The 20,057-nt window shown below is 56.3% G+C and carries 17 protein-coding genes; 14 read left to right on the top strand and 3 right to left on the bottom strand.

The features are described from left to right. Positions 1–7: 7 nt before the first annotated feature. The 3 genes from K7H09_RS21825 to K7H09_RS21835 form a co-directional block, all read right to left on the bottom strand. A complete protein-coding gene (locus K7H09_RS21825) occupies positions 8–841 on the bottom strand; it encodes an ABC transporter permease (protein ID WP_071695396.1) in 834 nt (277 codons plus the stop codon). Next, positions 838–1,818 (bottom strand): ABC transporter permease, encoded by a 981-nt coding sequence (locus tag K7H09_RS21830; protein ID WP_230805976.1) that lies wholly within the window; start codon positions 1,816–1,818, stop codon positions 838–840. Before K7H09_RS21830 ends, K7H09_RS21825 begins: the two co-directional genes overlap by 4 nt. Positions 1,819–1,895: 77 nt before the next feature. Next, complete coding sequence (locus K7H09_RS21835) at positions 1,896–3,452, bottom strand: ABC transporter substrate-binding protein (protein ID WP_230805978.1); 1,557 nt, start codon at positions 3,450–3,452, stop codon at positions 1,896–1,898. A 210-nt stretch (positions 3,453–3,662) separates the two neighbouring features. Here K7H09_RS21835 and K7H09_RS21840 point away from each other — a divergent pair, with 210 nt between their 5' ends. The 14 genes from K7H09_RS21840 to K7H09_RS21905 form a co-directional block, all read left to right on the top strand. Continuing rightward, positions 3,663–4,388, top strand: coding sequence for a GntR family transcriptional regulator (locus K7H09_RS21840; protein WP_041157577.1), 726 nt, complete (start codon positions 3,663–3,665; stop codon positions 4,386–4,388). Next, positions 4,366–5,394, top strand: a complete 1,029-nt coding sequence (locus K7H09_RS21845) for a histone deacetylase family protein (RefSeq protein ID WP_230806016.1) — start codon at positions 4,366–4,368, stop codon at positions 5,392–5,394. Before K7H09_RS21840 ends, K7H09_RS21845 begins: the two co-directional genes overlap by 23 nt. 130 nt (positions 5,395–5,524) lie before the next feature. Further along, on the top strand, positions 5,525–6,409 hold the full coding sequence (locus K7H09_RS21850) for a LysR family transcriptional regulator (protein ID WP_230805980.1): 885 nt from the start codon (positions 5,525–5,527) through the stop codon (positions 6,407–6,409). 170 nt (positions 6,410–6,579) lie between these two features. After that, positions 6,580–7,476 carry a HalD/BesD family halogenase gene (locus tag K7H09_RS21855; RefSeq protein WP_230805997.1) on the top strand — a complete coding sequence of 299 codons (897 nt, stop codon included), beginning with the start codon at positions 6,580–6,582 and terminating at the stop codon, positions 7,474–7,476. A gap of 52 nt (positions 7,477–7,528) precedes the next feature. After that, complete coding sequence (locus K7H09_RS21860) at positions 7,529–8,797, top strand: M24 family metallopeptidase (RefSeq protein ID WP_230805999.1); 1,269 nt, start codon at positions 7,529–7,531, stop codon at positions 8,795–8,797. A 60-nt stretch (positions 8,798–8,857) separates the two neighbouring features. Next, positions 8,858–9,712 (top strand): glycine betaine ABC transporter substrate-binding protein, encoded by an 855-nt coding sequence (locus K7H09_RS21865; protein ID WP_230806001.1) that lies wholly within the window; start codon positions 8,858–8,860, stop codon positions 9,710–9,712. A gap of 344 nt (positions 9,713–10,056) precedes the next feature. Next, on the top strand, positions 10,057–13,722 hold the full coding sequence (locus K7H09_RS21870; RefSeq protein WP_230806003.1) for an ATP-binding protein: 3,666 nt from the start codon (positions 10,057–10,059) through the stop codon (positions 13,720–13,722). Next, on the top strand, positions 13,719–14,354 hold the full coding sequence (locus tag K7H09_RS21875) for a condensin complex protein MksE (protein WP_022520046.1): 636 nt from the start codon (positions 13,719–13,721) through the stop codon (positions 14,352–14,354). The genes K7H09_RS21870 and K7H09_RS21875 overlap by 4 nt, the downstream gene beginning before the upstream one ends. Positions 14,355–14,362: 8 nt before the next feature. Then, positions 14,363–15,607 (top strand): hypothetical protein, encoded by a 1,245-nt coding sequence (locus K7H09_RS21880; RefSeq protein WP_442908130.1) that lies wholly within the window; start codon positions 14,363–14,365, stop codon positions 15,605–15,607. Next, positions 15,604–16,473 carry a DUF7281 domain-containing protein gene (locus K7H09_RS21885; RefSeq protein WP_230806007.1) on the top strand — a complete coding sequence of 290 codons (870 nt, stop codon included), beginning with the start codon at positions 15,604–15,606 and terminating at the stop codon, positions 16,471–16,473. The genes K7H09_RS21880 and K7H09_RS21885 overlap by 4 nt, the downstream gene beginning before the upstream one ends. A gap of 235 nt (positions 16,474–16,708) precedes the next feature. Then, the gene (locus K7H09_RS21890) at positions 16,709–17,545 is read left to right on the top strand and encodes a ParA family protein (protein ID WP_230806008.1); all 837 of its coding nucleotides are present in this window, start codon (positions 16,709–16,711) and stop codon (positions 17,543–17,545) included. Next, positions 17,538–18,059, top strand: coding sequence for a hypothetical protein (locus K7H09_RS21895; protein ID WP_230806010.1), 522 nt, complete (start codon positions 17,538–17,540; stop codon positions 18,057–18,059). Before K7H09_RS21890 ends, K7H09_RS21895 begins: the two co-directional genes overlap by 8 nt. A 1-nt stretch (position 18,060) precedes the next feature. Continuing rightward, positions 18,061–18,789: a hypothetical protein gene (locus K7H09_RS21900; protein WP_230806012.1), complete on the top strand. Its 729-nt coding sequence runs from the start codon at positions 18,061–18,063 to the stop codon at positions 18,787–18,789. Positions 18,790–19,357: 568 nt separating this feature from the next. Beyond that, positions 19,358–20,057 (top strand): MBL fold metallo-hydrolase (locus tag K7H09_RS21905; protein ID WP_230806014.1); only part of this gene is annotated, 700 nt, incomplete at its 3' end.

Genomic DNA, 20,057 nt, shown 5'->3' on the forward strand with positions numbered 1-20,057 from the left:
GAGGCTCCTAGCGCTCGCGGGAAAGTTTGGGGTTCAGGGCGTCGTCCAATCCTTCACCGACGAGATTTAACGCCAGAACGGTAAGCAAAATCGCTACCCCAGGGAAGAAGCTCAGCCACCACGCCTGGCGAATCACCGTGCGCGCCGCGCCGATCATATAGCCCCAGGACATCACGTTCGGGTCGCCCAGGCCGAGAAACGACAGCGCCGACTCCAGCAAAATCGCGGTGGCCACCATTAGCGATGCCAGCACGATAATCGGCGACAGTGTATTGGGCAGAATCTGACGCAGAATAATCGTGCTGTTGGACTGGCCGACCAAGCGCGCGGCTTCGACATACTCGCGGTTGCGCAGCGACATAAACTCGGCGCGCACTAAACGGGCCACCGGCGGCCAACTGACAATCGCAATCGCCAACACAATCGAGGTGATGCTGGGCTGCATAATCGCCACCAGTACAATCGCCAGCGCGAAGTTGGGAATGGTCTGGAAGAACTCGGTAAAGCGCATCAGTACGTCATCAATGATTCCGCCGTAGTAGCCCGCAATGGCCCCCAAGGGAACGCCAATCAGCAGGGCCACGCTAGTGGATACCAGCCCGATCAGCAGCGAAACCCAGGCGCCGTGCATTAAGCCTGAGGCCACGTTGCGGCCCATGGTGTCGGTGCCAAGCGGAAAGCCATCTTGGGAGAGCGGCGGTAAAAAGGGCCGCTGCACCATGCGCCAGGGCGATTCAGGAAACAGTAGCGGCGCCAGTATGGCCATGGCGATAATCAGCAGCAGGATGATCAGGCCGACGAGGGCGCCACGGTTTTGCGCGAAGCGTGCGAAAAAGCTCATGCGGCCCCCTTCTTGATACGTGGATCAGCGAGGCTGTACACCAAATCGGTGATGATATTGAAGACGATGACCAGCGCCGCCGAGAAGAAGAAAATGCCCAGCAGCAGGTTGTAGTCGCGCTGCTGCAACGCTTCGAACATCAGCCGCCCAATGCCGGGCCAGGCAAACACGGTTTCGGTCAGGATCGCCCCACCGACCATCTGCCCCGCCTGCAGGCCGGCCAGGGTGATAATCGGCAGTAGCGCATTACGCAACACATGACGGCGCTGGATAATGCTGGGCTTCAAGCCCTTGGCGCGGGCGGTTTTGACGTAATCCTGCTGAGCGGCATCCAACATAGACGTGCGCGTCATGCGGGTGTAAATCGCCATAAAAAATAGCGCTAATGTTGTCGCCGGGAGCACCAGATGTTTGGCAACATCGAGCACCAGCGCAAACCCCGTATGGCCTGCCCCCACGGTGTAGAGGCCGTAGGCGGGCAGCCAGCCCAGGTAGACGGAGAACACCACCACCGACATCAGCGCGACCCAGAACAGCGGCGTGGCGTAGAACACCAGCGCCAGGGCCATGATGATCGAGCCGGAAGGCTTCTTAACCCGTGACGCGGCCATGGAACCCGCCACGATGCCCAATACCAGCGAAAGCACAAAAGCGGTGCCGGTGAGCAGTAGGGTGGCGGGTAAGCGTGCCATAATCAGATCAAAGACTGGGACTCCCAATCGGTAGGAGTAGCCAAAATCGAGCATGGCGATACCTGATACATAGCGCCACAGCTGCACATACATCGGCTGGTCGAGCCCAAAGCGCTCGCGCAACTGGTTGAGAAACTCCTGGTCGGCAGCACCTGCTTCACCGGCCAGAATGGCGGCCGGGTCACCTGGGGCCAGTTGAATCAGCAGGAAGTTAAAAATAACGATTAAAAACAGCACAATCACGGCTTTAAATAGCCGCATCAGAATGAGGCGCGCGTAAACCATAAGTCGTTTTCCTGACTAATACCTTCAAGACATAGCTAAAAAACCCAGGTAGCTCGCGCTACCTGGGTGGCTTGGGTTTAGCGATCTAGCCAAGCATCTTTAAAGCCGTCGTTAACACCCACGCCGGAAGTAACCAGGTTCTGCACATCGCAGCGATACAGGGTCGGGAAGCCCAGTTCCATCAGCCAGCCAACGGGCACGTCTTCATGGAGGATTTCCTGTACTTCGCGGTAAAGTTTTTCGCGCTCTTCGTCGGGGAAAGCCGTGGCGGCCTCGTTAAACAGCTCGTCCACACGCTCGTTTTCGTAGCCTTCCACGTTATTCCAGGGCGAGCCCTTGGCGATGTTGTCGGAAAGGTAGGTGCGTGAAATACCCAGTGCAGGGTCGCCGTACTGGTAGAGATAGGTAAAGGCGAGATCGTAATCCCAATCGCCCAGGCGCTGGTTCCAGCCGCCCACGTCGGTGGCCTGGGTTTCAACGTTAATACCCACTTCACGCAGGTTCTGCTGCACGGCTTCGGCCCAACGCGTCCAGGTTTCCCCATAGGGCAGCGGCAGAATGGTGATCTCTTCGCCGTCGTAGCCCATTTCATCCAGTAGCTCACGGGCGCGTTCGGGGTTGTGATAGTAGGGTTCCAGGTCGTCGTTCTGGAACCGCGCATTGGAGCCAAAGGCGGAGAGCGGCACATTGCCCAGGCCGTTCCACAGTACGTCTTTGGCGAACTCGCGATCCATGGCGTACATCACCGCCTGACGGAAACGTTTATCCGCCGTGGGGCCTTCGCGGTTGTTCATCCACAGCATGGCAAAGGGGCTGAAGTATTCGTGGCCCTCTTCGGTCATGCAGACGTTATCCATCTCGGCCAGGCGGGGAATATCGAAGTTCTCGACGGTACCGCTGGGCAGCACGTCGATGGTTTCATTTTCAAAGGCCACAGCACGGGAAGCGCCATCGGGAATGATGTGCCAGTTAACGCCATCCAGGTAGGGTAGGCCCTCTTCATAATAGTCGTCGTTTTTAACCAGTTCGATCACCGTGCCGCGTTCCCAGTTGGAGAACTTAAACGGGCCGGTACCGATGGGGTGGTCGTTGTGCTCGTTATCGCGGAAGTCGGTGCCCGCGTAGAGGTGCTCGGGCACCATGGTGAAAGTGCCCGCCTCGAAGGAGAGCAGGAAAGGGCCGAAGGGTTGGGTCAGGGTAAATACGACGGTGTGGTCGTCGGTGGCTTCGATGCTCTCCACGTGCTGTAGCACGGCGCGGGCGCTGGGGTTCAACTCGCGGTGGAAGACATCGGCGGAGAACACGACGTCATCGGCGGTAAAGGCTTCACCATCGTGCCAGGTAACGCCTTCACGCAGGTGGAAAGTGTAGGTGCGACCATCCTCGCTGACCTCCCATGACTCCGCCAGTTGCGGCATGGGCTCTAGGTCGGTGGTATAGCGCAACAACCCTTCGTAGATATTGCCTGCCACGGTGCGGGTAGGGGCGTTTTGAATCATGCCCAGCACCAAGCCTGGCGGTTCGGGCTGAATAATGGTGTTAACGACGCCCCCTTCTTTAGGGTCGTCTGCCATAGCGGCGGAGGTAAAAGCGAATGCTGCAGCGGAAATAGCCAAAGCTAAAGGTTTTTTCATGTTTCCTGCTCCTCGGTTATTAGCACGTAATGAGGTTACGTAGTCGTTAGGCGAGCGAGGCGTGTCAGACCCTGTTGTGATGTTTGTTAGGGATCTGTTTTGACCATAGCAGCACTTGGTAAAACTGTCGACAGTCGGCAATCGTTCGTCGACAAGTGGCTTTTTTTCGTCATACTGGGAAGAACACGTCATATCCCATGAGTGAATGCGATGGCCTCACCAACGGCGGCTCCCAGGGCCTTTATCCAGCAGCAGAACCTGGTCGAACAGGTGGCTGACTATTTAACCCAAGCGATTATTCAGCAACACTTTTTACCCGGAGAACGGCTCTCGGAAGTGCAGCTTTCCCGCGACTTGGGTGTTAGCCGCGCACCGGTTCGCGAGGCCGCTCGTTTGCTGGAAAGCCGTGGTTTATTGATCTCGAAACCGCGCCGAGGCTTCTTCGTTCGCGCGTTGAATGCCGTTGAACTCGAAGATGTGTTTGATTTGCGGCTCTGCCTTGAGCGCCATGGGATCGAACGCCTGGCAGAACGCTATACCGCCGATGCCCAGCGCGCTCTCAAGCAGCAAGTAGAGGTGCTATGTGAAGCGGCAGCCGGTAACGATGGCACCCGCCGCATCGAGGAGGATTTGCAGTTTCATCGACTGATGCTGCATTACGCAGGTAACGAGCGTCTGCTGCGCGCCTTTGACGACCTGTCCCATGAGCTGCGCCTCTGCATCACCCTAATTACCAAAACCCATGAAGCCCCCGACACCATTGCCACCAGCCACTTTAAGTTGCTCGACGCGCTGGATAGTGGCAGCCCTGCTGCCTGCCGTGAGGCGATTGACTACCATATCGGCGTTGCCCGCGATTTCGTAGTCAAGGGTGTGGGCGAAACCGGAGATAGTTCTGATGAAGATAGTGCCGATGAAGACGTTCTTCCACGCTGACCAACTGCTTCATCAGCCGCAAACCTACTTCTCCCGTGGCAAAATGCGCACACCCCAGGAAGTGCCCGAGCGTGCCACGCACCTGCTGGCAGCCGCCAAGCAGCTAGGGTTTGATATTCAAGCACCCGCGGATCATGGCGTGGCGCCGTTAAGGGCGGTGCATTCGCTGGCCTATTTGCGCTTTCTCGAAAGTGCCCATCGGCGCTGGCATGCCCTCGGCGAGGATTGGGGTGAAGAAGTTATTTCCAATATTTTTGTGCGTTCGCCCAATGCTCTGCGCGGCATCTTGGCGGAAGCCGGGCGTTACTTGGCTGACGGTAGCGCTCCCGTGGGCCAGCACACTTGGCAGTCGGCTTATTGGTCGGCGCAGAGTGCGGTCGCCGGGGCTGAGGCTTTATTAGCCGGGGAGCGATTTGCCTATGCGTTATCGCGCCCGCCGGGCCACCACGCTGGCATCGATTCCGCCGGTGGCTTCTGCTTTCTCAATAATGCCGCCATTGCCGCGCAGCACCTCACCTCGCGCTACCCCCGCATCGTCGTGTTAGACCCGGATATGCACCATGGGCAGGGTATTCAGGAAATTTTCTACCAGCGCGACGATGTGCTGTATATCTCGATCCACGGCGATACCACCAACTTCTACCCAGCGGTGACTGGCTTTGAAGACGAGCGCGGGCAGGGGGTCGGGCTGGGCTATAACCTCAACCTGCCGATGCCCCATGGATCAGAGGAGTCGGTGTTCTTTGACCGCGTGGAGCAAGCCTGCCAGGCCATCCGCCTGTTCGAACCGGACGCCATCGTGCTGGCGCTGGGGTTCGATATCTACGAACTTGACCCCCAAGCCAAGGTCACCGTTTCTACCGCGGGTTTTGCTGAGCTTGGCCGCAGGGTAGCGGGCCTGAACGTACCCACGCTGGTGGTGCAGGAAGGCGGTTACTATCTGGAAGGACTGGAAGCCAACGCGGTGAGTTTCTTCGAGGGGCTGCTTGGCAACAAAACGCCCTGACGATTAAGCCAGTATTTCCAAGCCTTATGAAGAGGGCTAGGTAATGTATGGAACACGGCGTATTCAAAAGAAACTGGCCGGTGCTAGCATGTCGTTTCACGCGACGCGTCATCTCTCAAGAGACCCTCCCATGCTGGATATCAAGTATTACGTATTGATAGACGCCATTGCCACTCACGGCACGGTGCACGGTGCTGCTGCCGCTATCGGCATTACTCAGCCCGCGGCTACGCATCGCATTCGTGAAATGGAACGCCGCCTGGGTGTGGCGCTTTTTCACCGTGAAGGACGCCGACTGACGCTTTCCGCCTCAGGAGAGCGACTGCTTGAGACTGCACATGAAGTGCTCCCTCGACTGCGCAGCGCCGAGCTCGAGGCGTGGCAACTGGCACGCCGGACCGAACCCGCTTTGCGACTGGGCATCGGCCCTTACGACACCTTCTCGAGGGCGATTCCGCATCTCTACGACCAGCATGAGCGTGACATCGACCTAGTACGCCTGTCCATGGCAGACATGACCACGGCGTTACTCACCAGTCGCGTCGACATGATCTGCATGATTGAGGTGCCCTCGCAGCGTGGCATTGCCCACCAGTTATTGTTCGAGGAGCCACTGGTGGCCGTTTTGCCGCCCGAGCACCCCTATGCGCAAAGCGACGCAGTGCCCGCCGAGGTATTCGATCAGGGGCGGCACTTTACCTACAGCATCACCCCCGAGTCCGGCCATGAGTTCGAGCATTTCTTCCAGCCAGCCGGCGTCTACCCGTCGCATATGGTTCAGATTGAGTCGGTTGCCCTGATCCTTGAGCTCGTCGCTGCTGGCAAGGGTGTGAGCATCCTATCGCGCTGGGCCGTTCAGGATGCACATCACGCCGGTCGCGTCGTCATGCGGCCATTGGCGGGTAACTTACTGCGCATTCCTTGGTATTTGGCCTATGCGCAAACGCCACGTATCACCGCCGTCGCCGAGCCGCTGGCGGCCACGCTCCGCCATCTCTACCGCACCGACGTGTGAGATAAGGCCGCATCCACCTCGGAGCGAGCTGGAACGATAAGAATCTCGTCGCAGATGGTCGGACATTCTCATTAGTATCCCCGTCCCCACACTTTTACTGTATTGCCACTCCCTAGCAACGATCTGTTAGCAATAACTGATCATTAACGAACTATCAGGAGAGGCAATATATGTCACAAGCTACGCTCGGAACCCAACCGGCCTCGCAAGACGCCACCGATGACCGCCATCCATTAGCGCGTTTTATAGATCTTGAACGCTACCCGATCCTGCAGCGCGATAGCGACGCCTACCAATCGGCGGTCGAGCGCGTTCGTCAACAATTGCGTACCGACGGCTGTGCTCTGCTATCGAGCTTCATCCGCAAAGATCTTATCGAGCCACTGCGCGAGGAAAGTGAGGCCCTGGCGCCAAAGGCGTTCTACTCGGACAACAACGTTAACCCTTACGTCACGCCGGACGATCCGTCTCTGCCCGAGGATCACCCTGCACGCTTCTTCCAGCACTACACCAATGGCTTCGTGGCGCGTGACCTGATCCCCGAGGACGCCATTGTCCAGCAGCTTTATCGCGACCCTGACTTCCAGCGCTTCGTTGCCGACTGCCTCGAAGAGCCGGTGATTTACGAGTTCGCCGATCCTATCGCGGGGCTGGTGATCAACGTGATGCCCGACGACACCGAGCTGCCCTGGCACTTCGACACCAACGAATTCATCGTCAGCCTTATGACGCGGCGTCCTAATGAAGGCGGCGAATTCCAGTACGTGCCCAATATTCGCCGCCCCGGCGAGGAAAACTTCGCTGCCGTGCAACGCGTACTTGAGGGTGACCACACCGACGTCGAATCGTTGACGCTCAAAACCGGCGACCTGCAGCTCTTCAAAGGACGTTATTCCATGCACCGCGTCGCCGCCGCCAAAGGCCAGCGCCTCTGCACGCTACTGGGGTACGCCAAGACGCCTGACATGATGGGTAGCCTGGAGCACACCCGGCGCATCTACGGCCGCGTCACCCAACAGCATATCGATGCCGATAATCAGCGCCGTCACGACGCGCTCATGGGTTAGGTACCACTGAACGCGACCCTTATTTATCCACTTCACAAAAGGATGCCTTGCCATGGGCAATATCGTGTCACTCGCCGGATCAGTTCCCACGGGCGGCCCCTATGCCGGCGGGAGCTTCCGCCATGCCACGCTCGACGCCGCGCTGCTGTCGCGCGTCGAGCGCTACCGGCTGCAACGCCTGCGCCAGCAGATGAAGCATCACCAACTGGATGCGGTGATCCTGTTCGATCCCATCAACATTCGCTATGCCTGCGGCGTGCGCAACATGCAGGTCTACTCGCAGCGTAACCCTGCGCGCTATCTCTACGTGGCGGCGGATGGCCCAGTGGTGCTGTTTGAATTCAGCGCCTGCCTGCACCTGGCGGCCAACGCCGAGCTACTCGACGAGGTGCATCCCGCCCGGGCGGTGATGCCGCAGTACAGCGGTCCTCGCTGCGCAGCACATACCCAGGCCTTCGTCGATGACATCCGCAGCCTGTTCGAGCGTTCGCATACCCAGGGGCAGCGTCTAGGCATCGAGTCCGCACCCACCGGCGCCATCGAGGCGCTGGGCCAGGCTGGCTTCCAGTTGACCGACGCCGCCACCGTGGTCGAGGGCGCCAAGTCGATCAAGAGCCTTGACGAGCTGGCCCTCATTCACCGCTCGGTGACCCTGACCGAAGCCGCCATGACGCGTATGGAAGCCGCCATTCGCCCCGGCATGAACGAAAACGAGCTGTGGTCAATCTTCAACCAGCACGTGCTGGCCACCGGCGGTGAATACGCCGAAACTCGACTTCTAACCTCCGGTGCACGCACCAATCCGTGGTTCCAGGAATGCTCGGACAAAGTCATCGCTCCAGGCGAGCTGGTGGCCTTCGATACTGACATCGTGGGTTGCTTCGGCTACTACACCGATTTCTCGCGAACCTTCCATGTGTCCGGCGCAGGCGCGCCCAGCGCCGAGCAAAAAGCGCTCTATCGCATGGCCGCCGACCAGCTCGAGCGCAACATTGCCCTGTTGCGCCCGGGCATGAGCTTTCGCGACTACTCGCAACAAGCGTGGCCGATACCCGATGGTTATCGCGAAAACCGTTACCTGGATATTGTTCACGGCTGCGGTATGACCGGCGAGTGGCCGCTGATCGCCCACGACATGGACTGGGACGACGTCGGCTACGACGGCACCATCGAACCCGGCATGACGCTCTGCGTCGAGGCCTATATTGGCCACCGAGACGGCACCGAGGGCGTCAAGCTGGAAGAGCAGGTGCTGATCACCGAAGATGGCATCGAACGCCTCTCGACCTACGGCTATTCCGACATACTGATGGAAGAGTGACGTCGTAGCGCATCACTCTTTCTCATCCCTTTCGATTAACGAACATAAAAAAGGACGCGTATGAAACCGTTGACACCCCTTTTTATCGCCTGCGGTCTGGCCGGTCTCTCGATAACCGCCTCGGCCAACGACACGCTGACCATCGGTACCAACAATTGGGCGGAAAACATTGCTGTATCGCACATGTGGCAGCAACTGCTTGAAGAGCAGGGCTACGACGTCGAGCTGACCACCACCGGCAAGAGTGTGCTCTTCAGCGGGCTCGCAAACGGCGATCTGGATATCTCGCTGGAAGTCTGGCTCCCGCATGGCGATGCCCAGTACATCGAGCCCTACAAGGACCGCATCGATGTTCACGATGCTTGGTTCGACGGCGCCCAGGACGAACTGGTGGTGCCCGCTTACATGGAAGACATCAATAGCATCAGTGACCTCAAAGACAACGCCGGGCGCTTCGACTATCAGGGCGAGCCGACCATCCTTGGCATCGAATCGGGCTCGGCTATCTCCGGCGAGACCGAAAACGCCATCAAGAGTTACAACCTTCCGTTTCGCCAGTTGAACAGCTCCGGCCCCGCCATGCTCGCAGCCCTTGAGGAAGCCTATGCCAATGAAGCGCCCATCGCCGTCACACTCTGGCAGCCCCACTGGGCCTACGCGCAGTACGACCTGAAGGCGCTAGAAGATCCCAAGAAGAGTTATGGGGGTGGTGACGATATCATGTGGATGTCGCCCAAAGGGTTTGGCGAGGAGCATCCAGAGGTCACCCAAATGCTTGACACCTGGCACATGAGCCACGACCAGTTGGCCGATCTCATGCTGACCATCGAAAACCTCGGCGACCCCACGCAAGGCGCCAAGCAGTGGATCGAGGAACATCGCGATCTCATCGACGGCTGGCTCGCCGAGGGCTGATCCCACCCCGGGCCGGCTGTCAGGGCCGGTCCATCTCCATATCTTGCCGCTTTTTCTACTGTCCCCCTCTGATCGAGCCAACACGCCATCGGTAGTAGGGTTGGCTATCGCGAGCGCCTTAGCGCTTGGCCGGTCAATATGTGAGCCGCCGGAAAATCGTGAAAGGCCAGCCATTAGCCCGGGTCGTTCTGAAGGTTTGTCATTGGGGTACTGGAATTGATGTTTGGGACTCAACGGATGCCACCTTGGTCTGTGTCTGGCACTATAGCCACTTTCAGCGATCAGCAAAACGATCCGGATAGTCATTGAGACAGCCATTGAAATAGTCATCGAAAGGACACGGCATGGCCCACCTGCTACGCATCGTGATGATTCACGGCCACCTGGAAGGCGTGGTCGAACTGAGTGTGGACGGTCACACCAATATTTGCGGCACCAACGCCTCCGGTAAAACCACGCTACAGCGCCTGGTGCCGGTATTTTACGGTGAGCTACCCAACAAGGTCGTGCCCAAGACGCGTATGAAGTTCGACGCGTTTTATTTGCCCCACCGCAATAGCTACCTGGTGTACGAATACCGCCGCGAAGCGGGCAATATCTGCCAGGCGGTGCTGACCCGCAAGGCCGAGGGCGGGGTGGAGTACCGCTTTGTTGGCGCGCCCTATCTGCCGGAAGACTATCTGGTGGAGAGCGATGCGGGCGTGGCGGCGCTGGACTACACCCAGTGGGCCAGTGGCCTGCGGCGTAGCGGTACGCCGGTGTCGCCCAAGCTGGGCGCGACCTCTGAATTTCGCTCGGTGATCCAGAACGACTTTACCCAACTGCACGGCAACAGCCGCGATGGCCTCAAGCTGCGCCAGATCGCGTCGCAGTTCAGCCTGGTCAAACCCGAGCGGCGCATCCGCCATATCGAAAAGCTGGTTTCTGCGGTGCATGCCAAAGAGGGCAAGATGGACACCCTCAAAACCATGCTGGCGGCGATTTTCGAAGAGGATGGCGTCGAGCTTCCGGTGACCCGGATTCGCAACACCAAGGCGCGGGAGTGGATCGCCCAGATGCGCCAATCCATGCGCCTGGAACCGCTGCAGGCATCGCTGGCCAGGCTGGCCGGTATCGATCGTGAACTCGCCGACCTGGATGCCACGCTCTGGCAACTGAAACCCCAACTGGAAGACGACCGCCAGCAGGCAGAGCGCCGTATGGCCGATGTGGATGCTGAGCTTGCCCGCCACCAGCGCGAATTCCAGCAGCGGGAGAGCGACTACGCAGAAGCGCGGGATAAGCTGAACGACAGCCACAGCGAAGTGGTTAGCGATCTGCAGCAGACCCAGCGCCGCCTGAATGATCTGCAAACCCAGTACGAGCAATACGCCGATGCGGACATGCCCGCCCTGGAGCGCGACATCAACGCGCTACCCCAGTGGCGGGAACAGCGCGACCAACTGCGCACCCACCTGAACGTGATGCAGGACGCGGTAAAAGAGAGCCAGGCGCGCCTGGACGGGCGGCTGCGCGAGCTTTCCGAGGCGCTGGCCCGCCAGACCCGTGAATCCCAGGAACTGATCGACGCCCTGGTCGAAGAGAAAGCCCTGCGTCGGGAGCAGCAGTGGGAATCCGAACAGCAGCTCAACGAACGCTATCAGCAGGAGCGCCAACGCCTGGAAGGCGAGTACCAGGCGCAGCTGGAGCTCGGCGTCGAGCAGTTAGCCGAGCTAAAAGCACAGCTCTCGCTCTCGACCCAGACCGCCGAAGAGGCATCCGAAGCGGAGCTTGCCCAGGCGCGCCTGGATCAGGCCCAGCAGGAGCGCAACGCATCGGCCGCTACCCTGGATGGCCTGCGCCGGGAGTTTGAAAGCCGCAAGCGCGAGCGCGACAGTGCCGAACAACAGTTGGTGCAGCTTCGCCAGCAGTTGGAGCGCGCCGAGCAGCGCTGCTTTGCGCTCTATCAGCAGCGTGACCCGGAGCAGGGCAGCCTGCGCCATTTCCTGCGCTACCACCGCCCCGGCTGGGAGCAGCAGCTAGGCAAGGTAATTGCGCCGGAGCTGCTGGAGAGGCGTGACCTCGCCCCACAGCTGGCGGAAGGCGCAAGCGATGACTTATTCGGGCTGGCGCTGGATCTTTCTGCCATTGCCCTGCCCGATTACGCCCAGGATGAAGCCAGCCTGCTGGCCGCCATCGAAGAGGCGGACACCGCCAAGCGCCGGGTGCAGACCGAGAGCCAAGCCGCCGAGAAATCGCTCAAACAACATAACGAGCGGGTGCAGCAGGCCGATGAAGCCCAGGATCAGGGCCGTATGGCTCACAAGCGCGCCGAGCAGGAAGTCGAGTTTGCGCTGGAAGCCCGCCGCCAGCAGCAGGAGCGCCATACCAAGCGCCAGCAGGAGCGTCGTGCGGCACATCAGACCGCGTTAGCCAGCCAGGAGCAGGCGCAACAGGAGCTGCGTGAAGAGAAGCAACAGGCACTCGCCGCCCTCAGCGAGACCCATCAAAGCCAACTGCTGGAGCTCAAAGCTGACGGCCAGAGCCAGGTGGATAGCCTGGATGCCCAGCTGCGCCAATATAAGCAGCAGTTGAGTGACGCCAACAGCGAACACCAGCGCCAGCGCGCGGAACTGGAAGAGGCCTTTAGCCAGGAACTGGCCGAGCAGGGCGTCGACCCCGCCAAGCTAAAAGATACCAAGGAGCGGCTGGCAAGCCAGGATGAACGCATCCGCGTCACCGCCGCCCGCCAGGATGAGCTGACCGAGTACACCCGCTTTATGCGCGTCGAGTGGGGCCAGCATAAGCCGCAGCTGGTCGCGCAAGAAGCCGAGCTGGAACAGGCGGAGCAAAAGCTGCAGCGCGATAAAGAGCACCTGAAAAATGACTTTCAGGCCGCGCGCAAAACCCACCAAAGCACGGTCAGTACGCTGAAATCCCAGCGGGAGAGCGAATACGCCTGCTTGGAAGCCTTGAAGCCGCTACTCACCCAACTGGAAAGCTTGGCTATTGAGCCCGACGGCCAAGCGCCGAGTGCGCCGCTGGGCGATGTGGACGAGCGCATCGAGCGCGCCCGCCAGGCGCTGGGCAATCGCCACCAGCTTATCGAGCAGCTGCGCCGTGGCTGCCTGGAAGTCGAAAGCCAACTGATCAAGGACGCCAGCAGCGGCTTTGCCGAAGCGCTGGAGAGCGAACGCAGCAAGCTGCAGAGCGACAATCCGCGCCTACAGCTGCCGCTACTGCGCGACATGCTCAAACTGCTCGAAGATCAACAGCAGCAGCTGATTCAGGAAGGGCGCAACCTAAGCGACGACCTGGATAAATTCTTCACCGTCTTCCGCGACCTGAACCGCCGCATCAGCGCCCAAAGCCGTCGGCTCTCTGAAGAGGTCGCCGATGACCTGCGCCTGGAAGGCATCACCAAGGCCGAAGTGCGCATCCAGTCCACCATCGATGAACTGGGCTTCTGGGAGCCGCTGAAACTGTTCGCCCAGCGCTACAAAGAGTGGCGGGAATCCGGCCAGACGCTACCCAGCGACGACTACCTCAACGCCCTGGCGGACGTGGTCGACTTGCTGCGCAGCGACCAGCAGTACAGCTTCGAAAGCCTGCTGCGCCTGGAGCTGCACCTGAACGAAGGCGGCACCGATCTGGTGATCAAAAACGACCGCCAGCTGCTGGAGTCCTCCAGCCACGGCATGGCGTATCTGATTCTGTGCAAGTTCCTACTCGCCTTTACCCGCCTGCTGCGCGGTGATGCGGAAATCGCCATCCACTGGCCCATCGATGAGATCGGCACCCTGGCGTACCACAACGTCGAAAAACTGTTCGACGCCTGCGACAGCAACCGCATTCATATTGTCGGCGCGTTTCCCAACCCGGAATCCGATGTGCTGCTGCTGTTCGCCAACCGCTACCTGATCGATCGCGATGAGGCCAACCCCAACAAGCGGGTGTTAAAACGCATCGAGCCACGGCTAAGCCGCCTGGCCGAACGGCTCCAGGAACGTCAGCAGGAGGTGACGGTATGATCGAACATGGCCCACTGCTAGAGCGCCTGCTGGCGGGTGAGTTTGTCTGCCCGATCAGCGATGAGAGCGGCTATCGTCATCTCACCAATGAAGAGACCCGCGAAGAGATCGATACCTACCTGCGGCCGCTTAACCGCCGACTGGCCAGCAATGAAGACGGCAGCGTCTACTTTCTGGCCTGGCGTCAGCTCAATGACAACGCCCGGGATCAGCTCTCCCGCCAGCTAGGCGATACGCTCAATAGCCTGCTGCCGCTGCTGGAGTGGCTGCAGCTGGTTCAAGAAGCCCTAGGCCGCGATACCCTGGCCGCCCCCGGCGACGTGCTCAAACCCGCCGAGTTCAGCGCCAAGTGCGAAGACAACCAGAGCCTGCGCGAACGCCTGGAGCGCCTGGCTACCGACAGCTTTTTTGGTTCGCAAAGTGACCAGCTCGATGCCCAGGTAAAGCAGGTTTTCAAGCGCTTAAAAGAGCACGGCTACCTGCTCCAGCCCCATTCAGAGCGGCAAGTGTTCGTGGTCACCGGCAAGATCGACTACCTGGTGGATCTGGTGCGCTTTATTCGCGATGAAGAGAACCTGCCTATCGAAGAGGGTAGCGAAGAGGGCTCTGGTTCCCAGGAGGCCCTGTTGTGAATTCAGGTGTGAGTACAAGCGGCGAACACGCCCTGGAAAGCCGCCTGCTCAAAACCGGCAGCGAACGGCTGGCGCTGCTCGGCAAGCACGCCGATGTACTGATGCAGGCCTACACCCGCGATGAAGTGCCGCTGGAATCGCTCAGCGATAGTGCGCTGCGCAAGCTGCTGGCTGCGCGCATTCTATGGCGTCCGGATGAGCAGAGCGGCGTGAAGCTGGCGCCCAAAGTGCGTGAACTGATCGCCGAGATGCTCGCCGACGAGACTCGCCGCCATGTGAATGCCGATGTAGCGGAAACCCTGGAGCTGATTCGCGCCCTGGTGCACAGCTATCGGGAGGCGCGCAGCCGCGGCGAGCATTGGCGGCTGGAGCAGCAGTTGATGCGCCTGCGCCAGGAAGTCGACGACCTGAACGGGCGCTTCGCCGATGCCATCGACAGCTTATGGCAGCGGCTGAATAGCGATTTTGGTTTCGTCAGCCAGCTCAACGACAAAATCCGCGAGAACGACCGCGCCCAGAAGCAGATCGCGAGGCTGCTGGACGGCCTAGCGCTGATCGACTTCGACGAGCTGATCGAACTGGTGGGCAGCGACGGCGGCCTGCGCAAACTATTGATCAGCCAGCTTCAGCAGCAGCTAAGCCACCACTACACCAGCCTGCGCGAAGTGCAGCGGCGCTTGATCGAACTGATGGCGCGCTTTCGCAAGCAGCAGGCGCGCAGCCGCCTAATCAGCGGCATGGCCGCCTTTATGCGCGAACACCCTGGCTTTGTGCCCGGCAACTACGCCCGGCGCAGCGAAGTGCCTGGGCTGGTCAATCAAGCTGCACCGCTAAGCGCCGCAGCCGCCCCGGCGCTGGATCGCAACCTGGATAGCCGATTGCTCGCCGATCTGCTGCACCAGCTACCCCAACCGCGCCACACCACGCAAACGGTTGAAGCCGCGGCCCCGGCCCAAGCGCAAGAAAGCAGCCTCGCCGCCGCCCGCCAGCAGGCGCTCAAGCAAGATGTGGAACACTTCTATTTGAGCGTGATCGACCAGCCCCAGGCCGAGCCGGTCAGCGCCCTTGAGTACCTGCGTGACAGCCCGCTGGAATGGCCGGATGAGATTTGGCTCTTCCAGGTAATTTCCGAATACCAGGGCCTGCCGCGCAGCGATCAGAAGGCGTTTCGGCTCAAGCAGCAGGAAAGTCAGGCGAGTACCTTCAACCACCTGCGCCTGATCCACGATGTAGAACTGCAGCTGGCCGTATGAACCTACCCAGCCGTGCACGCAATGGCCTTAACGGCGTCGCCCGCGAACTTCTCCGCCAGCCCACGGTGGAGAAGCCGCGCCGCCAGTGGGTAGACGACGTAGTGGCCTGGTGCCACCAGCACGACATTGACCTAGCCACGCGAATCAACGGTAAAACGCTGCGCTTTGACGCCGCCTTGTTGGCGCAGATCAATGACGTACTCGAAAGTGCCCGCATAGCACCGCTAGGCCGCTCACTCAGCGGCTTGACCAGCAGCGCCCAGGCGAAAGAGGGCGTAGAAGAAGACAAAGCAACCCGCGAAAGCCCCCGTGCGCGAAGGGTGCTTGTCAGCTTTCCACCTCAACCAACAACAGGGCTTGCCAACGAACCACGCGCCATTCGCGATGTGGATGTAATGGGGCTAAAACTGAGCGCGTTCAGCGCTCTAATCCAGGTCGAAAACCTGGACAGCTTCTACGAGTTTTCGCCGGAACAACCAGCGCTAAGCGGCTACGTAAATCCGCTGGTCGTCTACCGCGGCGACAGCCACTATGGCGGAGGATTTGCCTTACTGGCTGATGCTTGGCACAAAACCCGCCGAGCACATATCTACGCCGGTGACTTCGATGTAAAAGGCGTTACGCTAGCGCTCGACAGCAACGCCACCCACTTGCTTCTGCCCACCATAGAATGGCTTACCCAAAATGCCACGCCGCTGCACATGCCCGCCGAACAGTTTCCTTTCCAACGCAGGCTTCGCAAGCACCTCGCCGCGCTGCACTCTGCTCATCCGTTAAGTGAGTATCTGACGTTGCTGTTGGAGAAGCAGCGGGGGCTTAAGCAGCAGTGGTTTGGTGGGGAGATGTTATGTTTAGAGGTTGGTTAAATGGAATTGGCTAGTATATAGTGTGAATTAAAACGGCAAAGCGTGCTGGAACTTGGCTTGTGGATATGTTGCTAACGTTTTTCACTCTTCGCCTAAATAATTTTTTAAATTAAAAATTAGGCGATATGTGACCAATAATGAATGAGCTGCCAAGTTTATTAAGGTTATGCAGTATTTTGCTTTTTTATTTTTTTGGATTTATAAGTTAAGTATATAAAATATATGGAGAATTAATTTGAAGGTCGTAAGTCTCATAAATATGAAAGGAGGGGTTGCAAAAACTACGTTGGCTATCAATATGGCTGACTGTTTGGCATCTCGACATCAAAAAAGGGTTTTACTAATAGATGTCGATCCTCAGTTTAATGCAACTCAATGCTTGGTTGCTCCTGAAGACTATATGGGGCATTTGCGAAAGGATGGAGACACTATTCTTAAGGTCTTCGATAGAAATTCTCGAATCGTGCCCAGTGCTGTTGCTAGTAGAGATAAGCTGAAGCCTAAAAATCTAGAAGATATAGAAGTTTTAAGTATAAAGAATAACTTTGATCTACTTCCGGGTAACCTCGAACTTTACCGTCTTGAAATGGCCCCTGGAGACGGACGAGAAAATAGATTAAAAAACTATCTGGCTAAGGTGGAAGATAAATATGATTACGTGGTTATTGATACTCCACCTACACCATCGGTCTGGATGACTAGCGCGCTTATTGCTTCTCAATATTATGTTATTCCTGTTAAGGCTGATCCGATATCCCTGACTGGTATAGATCTACTTAGAAGCATAATTGACGAGAAAAAGGAAAATTTTGACCTCTCACTGAGTTGTGCAGGACTTGTGTTAACATTAACTGAGTCCAATACAAAAGTGTATCAAAATGCCAAAATGAATTTGGAGCGTGATAAATATTGGAAGAGATATCTTTATCCAGTATCTTTGCCAAAAAGAGTCGGGATTGCACAGGGTCAACTAGATCAAATACATATACTTTCTGGAGATAATCTCGAGGCAAGAACTGCAATTACTAATATTACGACAGAGTTTACAAACAGAGTTGAAGAAAATGACTGAACCTAAAAAAACACGTAGAAGCTCAGTTACTGATGAAACTAAAGTTAAGTATGCGATTGATTTTATTGAAGAACTGTCGTGGCTGTTGGATTCCAAGAAAAAGCTTAAGTTAAATGAAATACCAGATATTTTGAGAAGTCAGATGCTAACTGACAGCTTTGTGCTATCGGCAGCTGATAAGTACGCATCTCCTAATCCAAATATACACTATCTGATAGGAGTTCTACCGCGACTATTTCAAGATACAAAGCTTTTTCCAAAAAATGAAGATATTGCCTCGTTTGCAAAAGATGTGCTTGGAATTGAAGTTGCAAGAGTAGAAAAAAGATCAAAATATGAGCTTATAGGGCTAGTTGTATGTGAGTGTAATGAGCTTAATGACTCGAAGTTAGAAGACATGGTTAATGCGCTATCGGCAATCACTACTAGCACGGAAAAAATATCAAAATTCGCGGAAGCCAAAAAACTAACAGGTTTTTCTTGGAATGAGGCGATAAGAAAATTATCGGAATAATATGACTAGAGAATGTTCTGCTGATTTAACTAAGATGAATATGTATGTCAGTGAATATAAAATATCTAATAACTTGTCACATCCGGAGTATGTTGATTCATTAAGAAATATGCATAAGTGCTATTTTTCAGCTATTGCTTGGAATGCGGAATTGCAGCATGAAAGTGAAAATTTCCAACGACAGTACATCAACAGTAACGAGGATATTGTTTTTCGATTGTCTGAATCTGTTTCTGATTTAGCGTCTTCTTTTTTTAATTGGATTAATGGTAATTATAAAGCTTCAAGGGTGATGCTTAGAATTGCTATTGAGAACTTCATAAGAGCAGTTAGTAGTTTGGAAAACAAATCCCAGTTGGTTGAGAAGAGTTTGTATAAAGTGTTTGATGTCGCATCAAAACAAAATTTGTTCAACAACTCTCTTAATCCACTTGTTAGGCAGTGTTATGTGAGTCTACATAGTGATTACAAGGTGCTTTGTGCTGACGTGCATACCGCTACGGAGCAAAATATGGAAAGATTGTCTTCCTTGGCAGATTTTCCTGCATTTCATGCTGGTAAATCCAATAGTGCTGCTAGTTTTTATACTAGAGTCACTAAAAATATCACATCAATTTTCTGTCTTGTTTTTAATGAATTCTTTCATAAAATGCATCATAGGAACAAAGAAAATATACTAAATGGTATACCTCGTGAAATAAAGCCATCTATAAACGTACCCAAGCGCTAACAAAGTACTGCTGAATAAATATTAATCCTCCGCTCCAAGTTTTCTACAGGCCGCAGTGTTATCAAAAAATAGTTAGTTTCGTAGGATGCTGATTATGTTAATAAATGACGTGAGCTGGTAGGAAAGTCTGAAGGTTTACTCATGGGATAAACAAGCATTTGTCAAGCTGTTTAAGATCTTATCTGTTGAAACAAAGAGGATAATAATATCTTTTATTACTTGGCCGCTTCAAGAGACGCCATGGGCGAGAATGTTGGTGAGGAAGGGGTTTGCATTTACTTATGATAGCTTAAGAGTTAGATTTTCGACAGGAATGGCTGGTTTAAGTAAAAGGTTTTCAATAGTTTTCAAGATAGTAGGGATTTTCGTCTATAGGGAAATAAAGGTGTGCTCTATTTATTGCGAAGGTGCTCAGCTTGTGAAGCAGTGAATTTCGATATATCAAAAGCATTATGAGCTAGCTGCATAAGCGCAGGCCTATTCGTAACGCACTGCAAAGTACGACTGTTTATATTTAGCGAACTGGCACGCCATCGCCTTGGTCTTAAAGCGAGAGCACGAACAAGATATGAACCTACTTTTCCTCGGCACCTCGGCCGGTGTACCAACAAAAAGCAGAAACGTCTCCGGGGTCGCCTTGCGAGAGAGCAAGGGGAAGGGCTGGTACCTAATCGATTGTGGTGAGGGCACCCAGCATCAGGTCTTGCACACGAAGCTATCGTTCCATTCGCTGAAAGCCATATTTATTACCCACGTGCACGGCGACCACTGCTATGGCCTGCCGGGCATACTGGCGAGTGCGGGAATGGGTGGCCGGCAAGCGCCGCTTACCATAGTGGCGCCCGCAGGTATCAAGGCGTGGCTGGAGGCCACTTGCGAGGCCACGCAGCTTTGCTTGCCCTTCGCTTTGGAGTTTATCGATTCGGACGAGCTGCCCAGCGTTGAGTTTGAGAGCATCTCGGTTACTACGTTCAGGCTTTCACACTGGGCGCCGTCCTATGCTTATGGGTTTACGGAGACAAAGGTAGATGCTGCCTTGGACGTGGATAAGCTAGCGCAAAAGGGTATCCCAAGAGGGCCGTTGTGGGGGCAGTTGAAGCAAGGGTTTGATGTTGAGTTTGAGGGTGAGCGGTTAAAAAGCCATGAGTTCTTGATCTTCAAGCACAAGCCGAGAAAAGTGGTGATCGCTGGGGACAATGACCAGCCTGACTTGTTGTTTGATGCCTGCGCGGGCGCCCAGGTGCTGGTGCATGAAGCCACCTACACCG

Source organism: Halomonas sp. IOP_14, from assembly GCF_021021315.1.
In the GTDB taxonomy this organism is placed as follows: Bacteria; Pseudomonadota; Gammaproteobacteria; order Pseudomonadales; family Halomonadaceae; genus Vreelandella; species Vreelandella titanicae.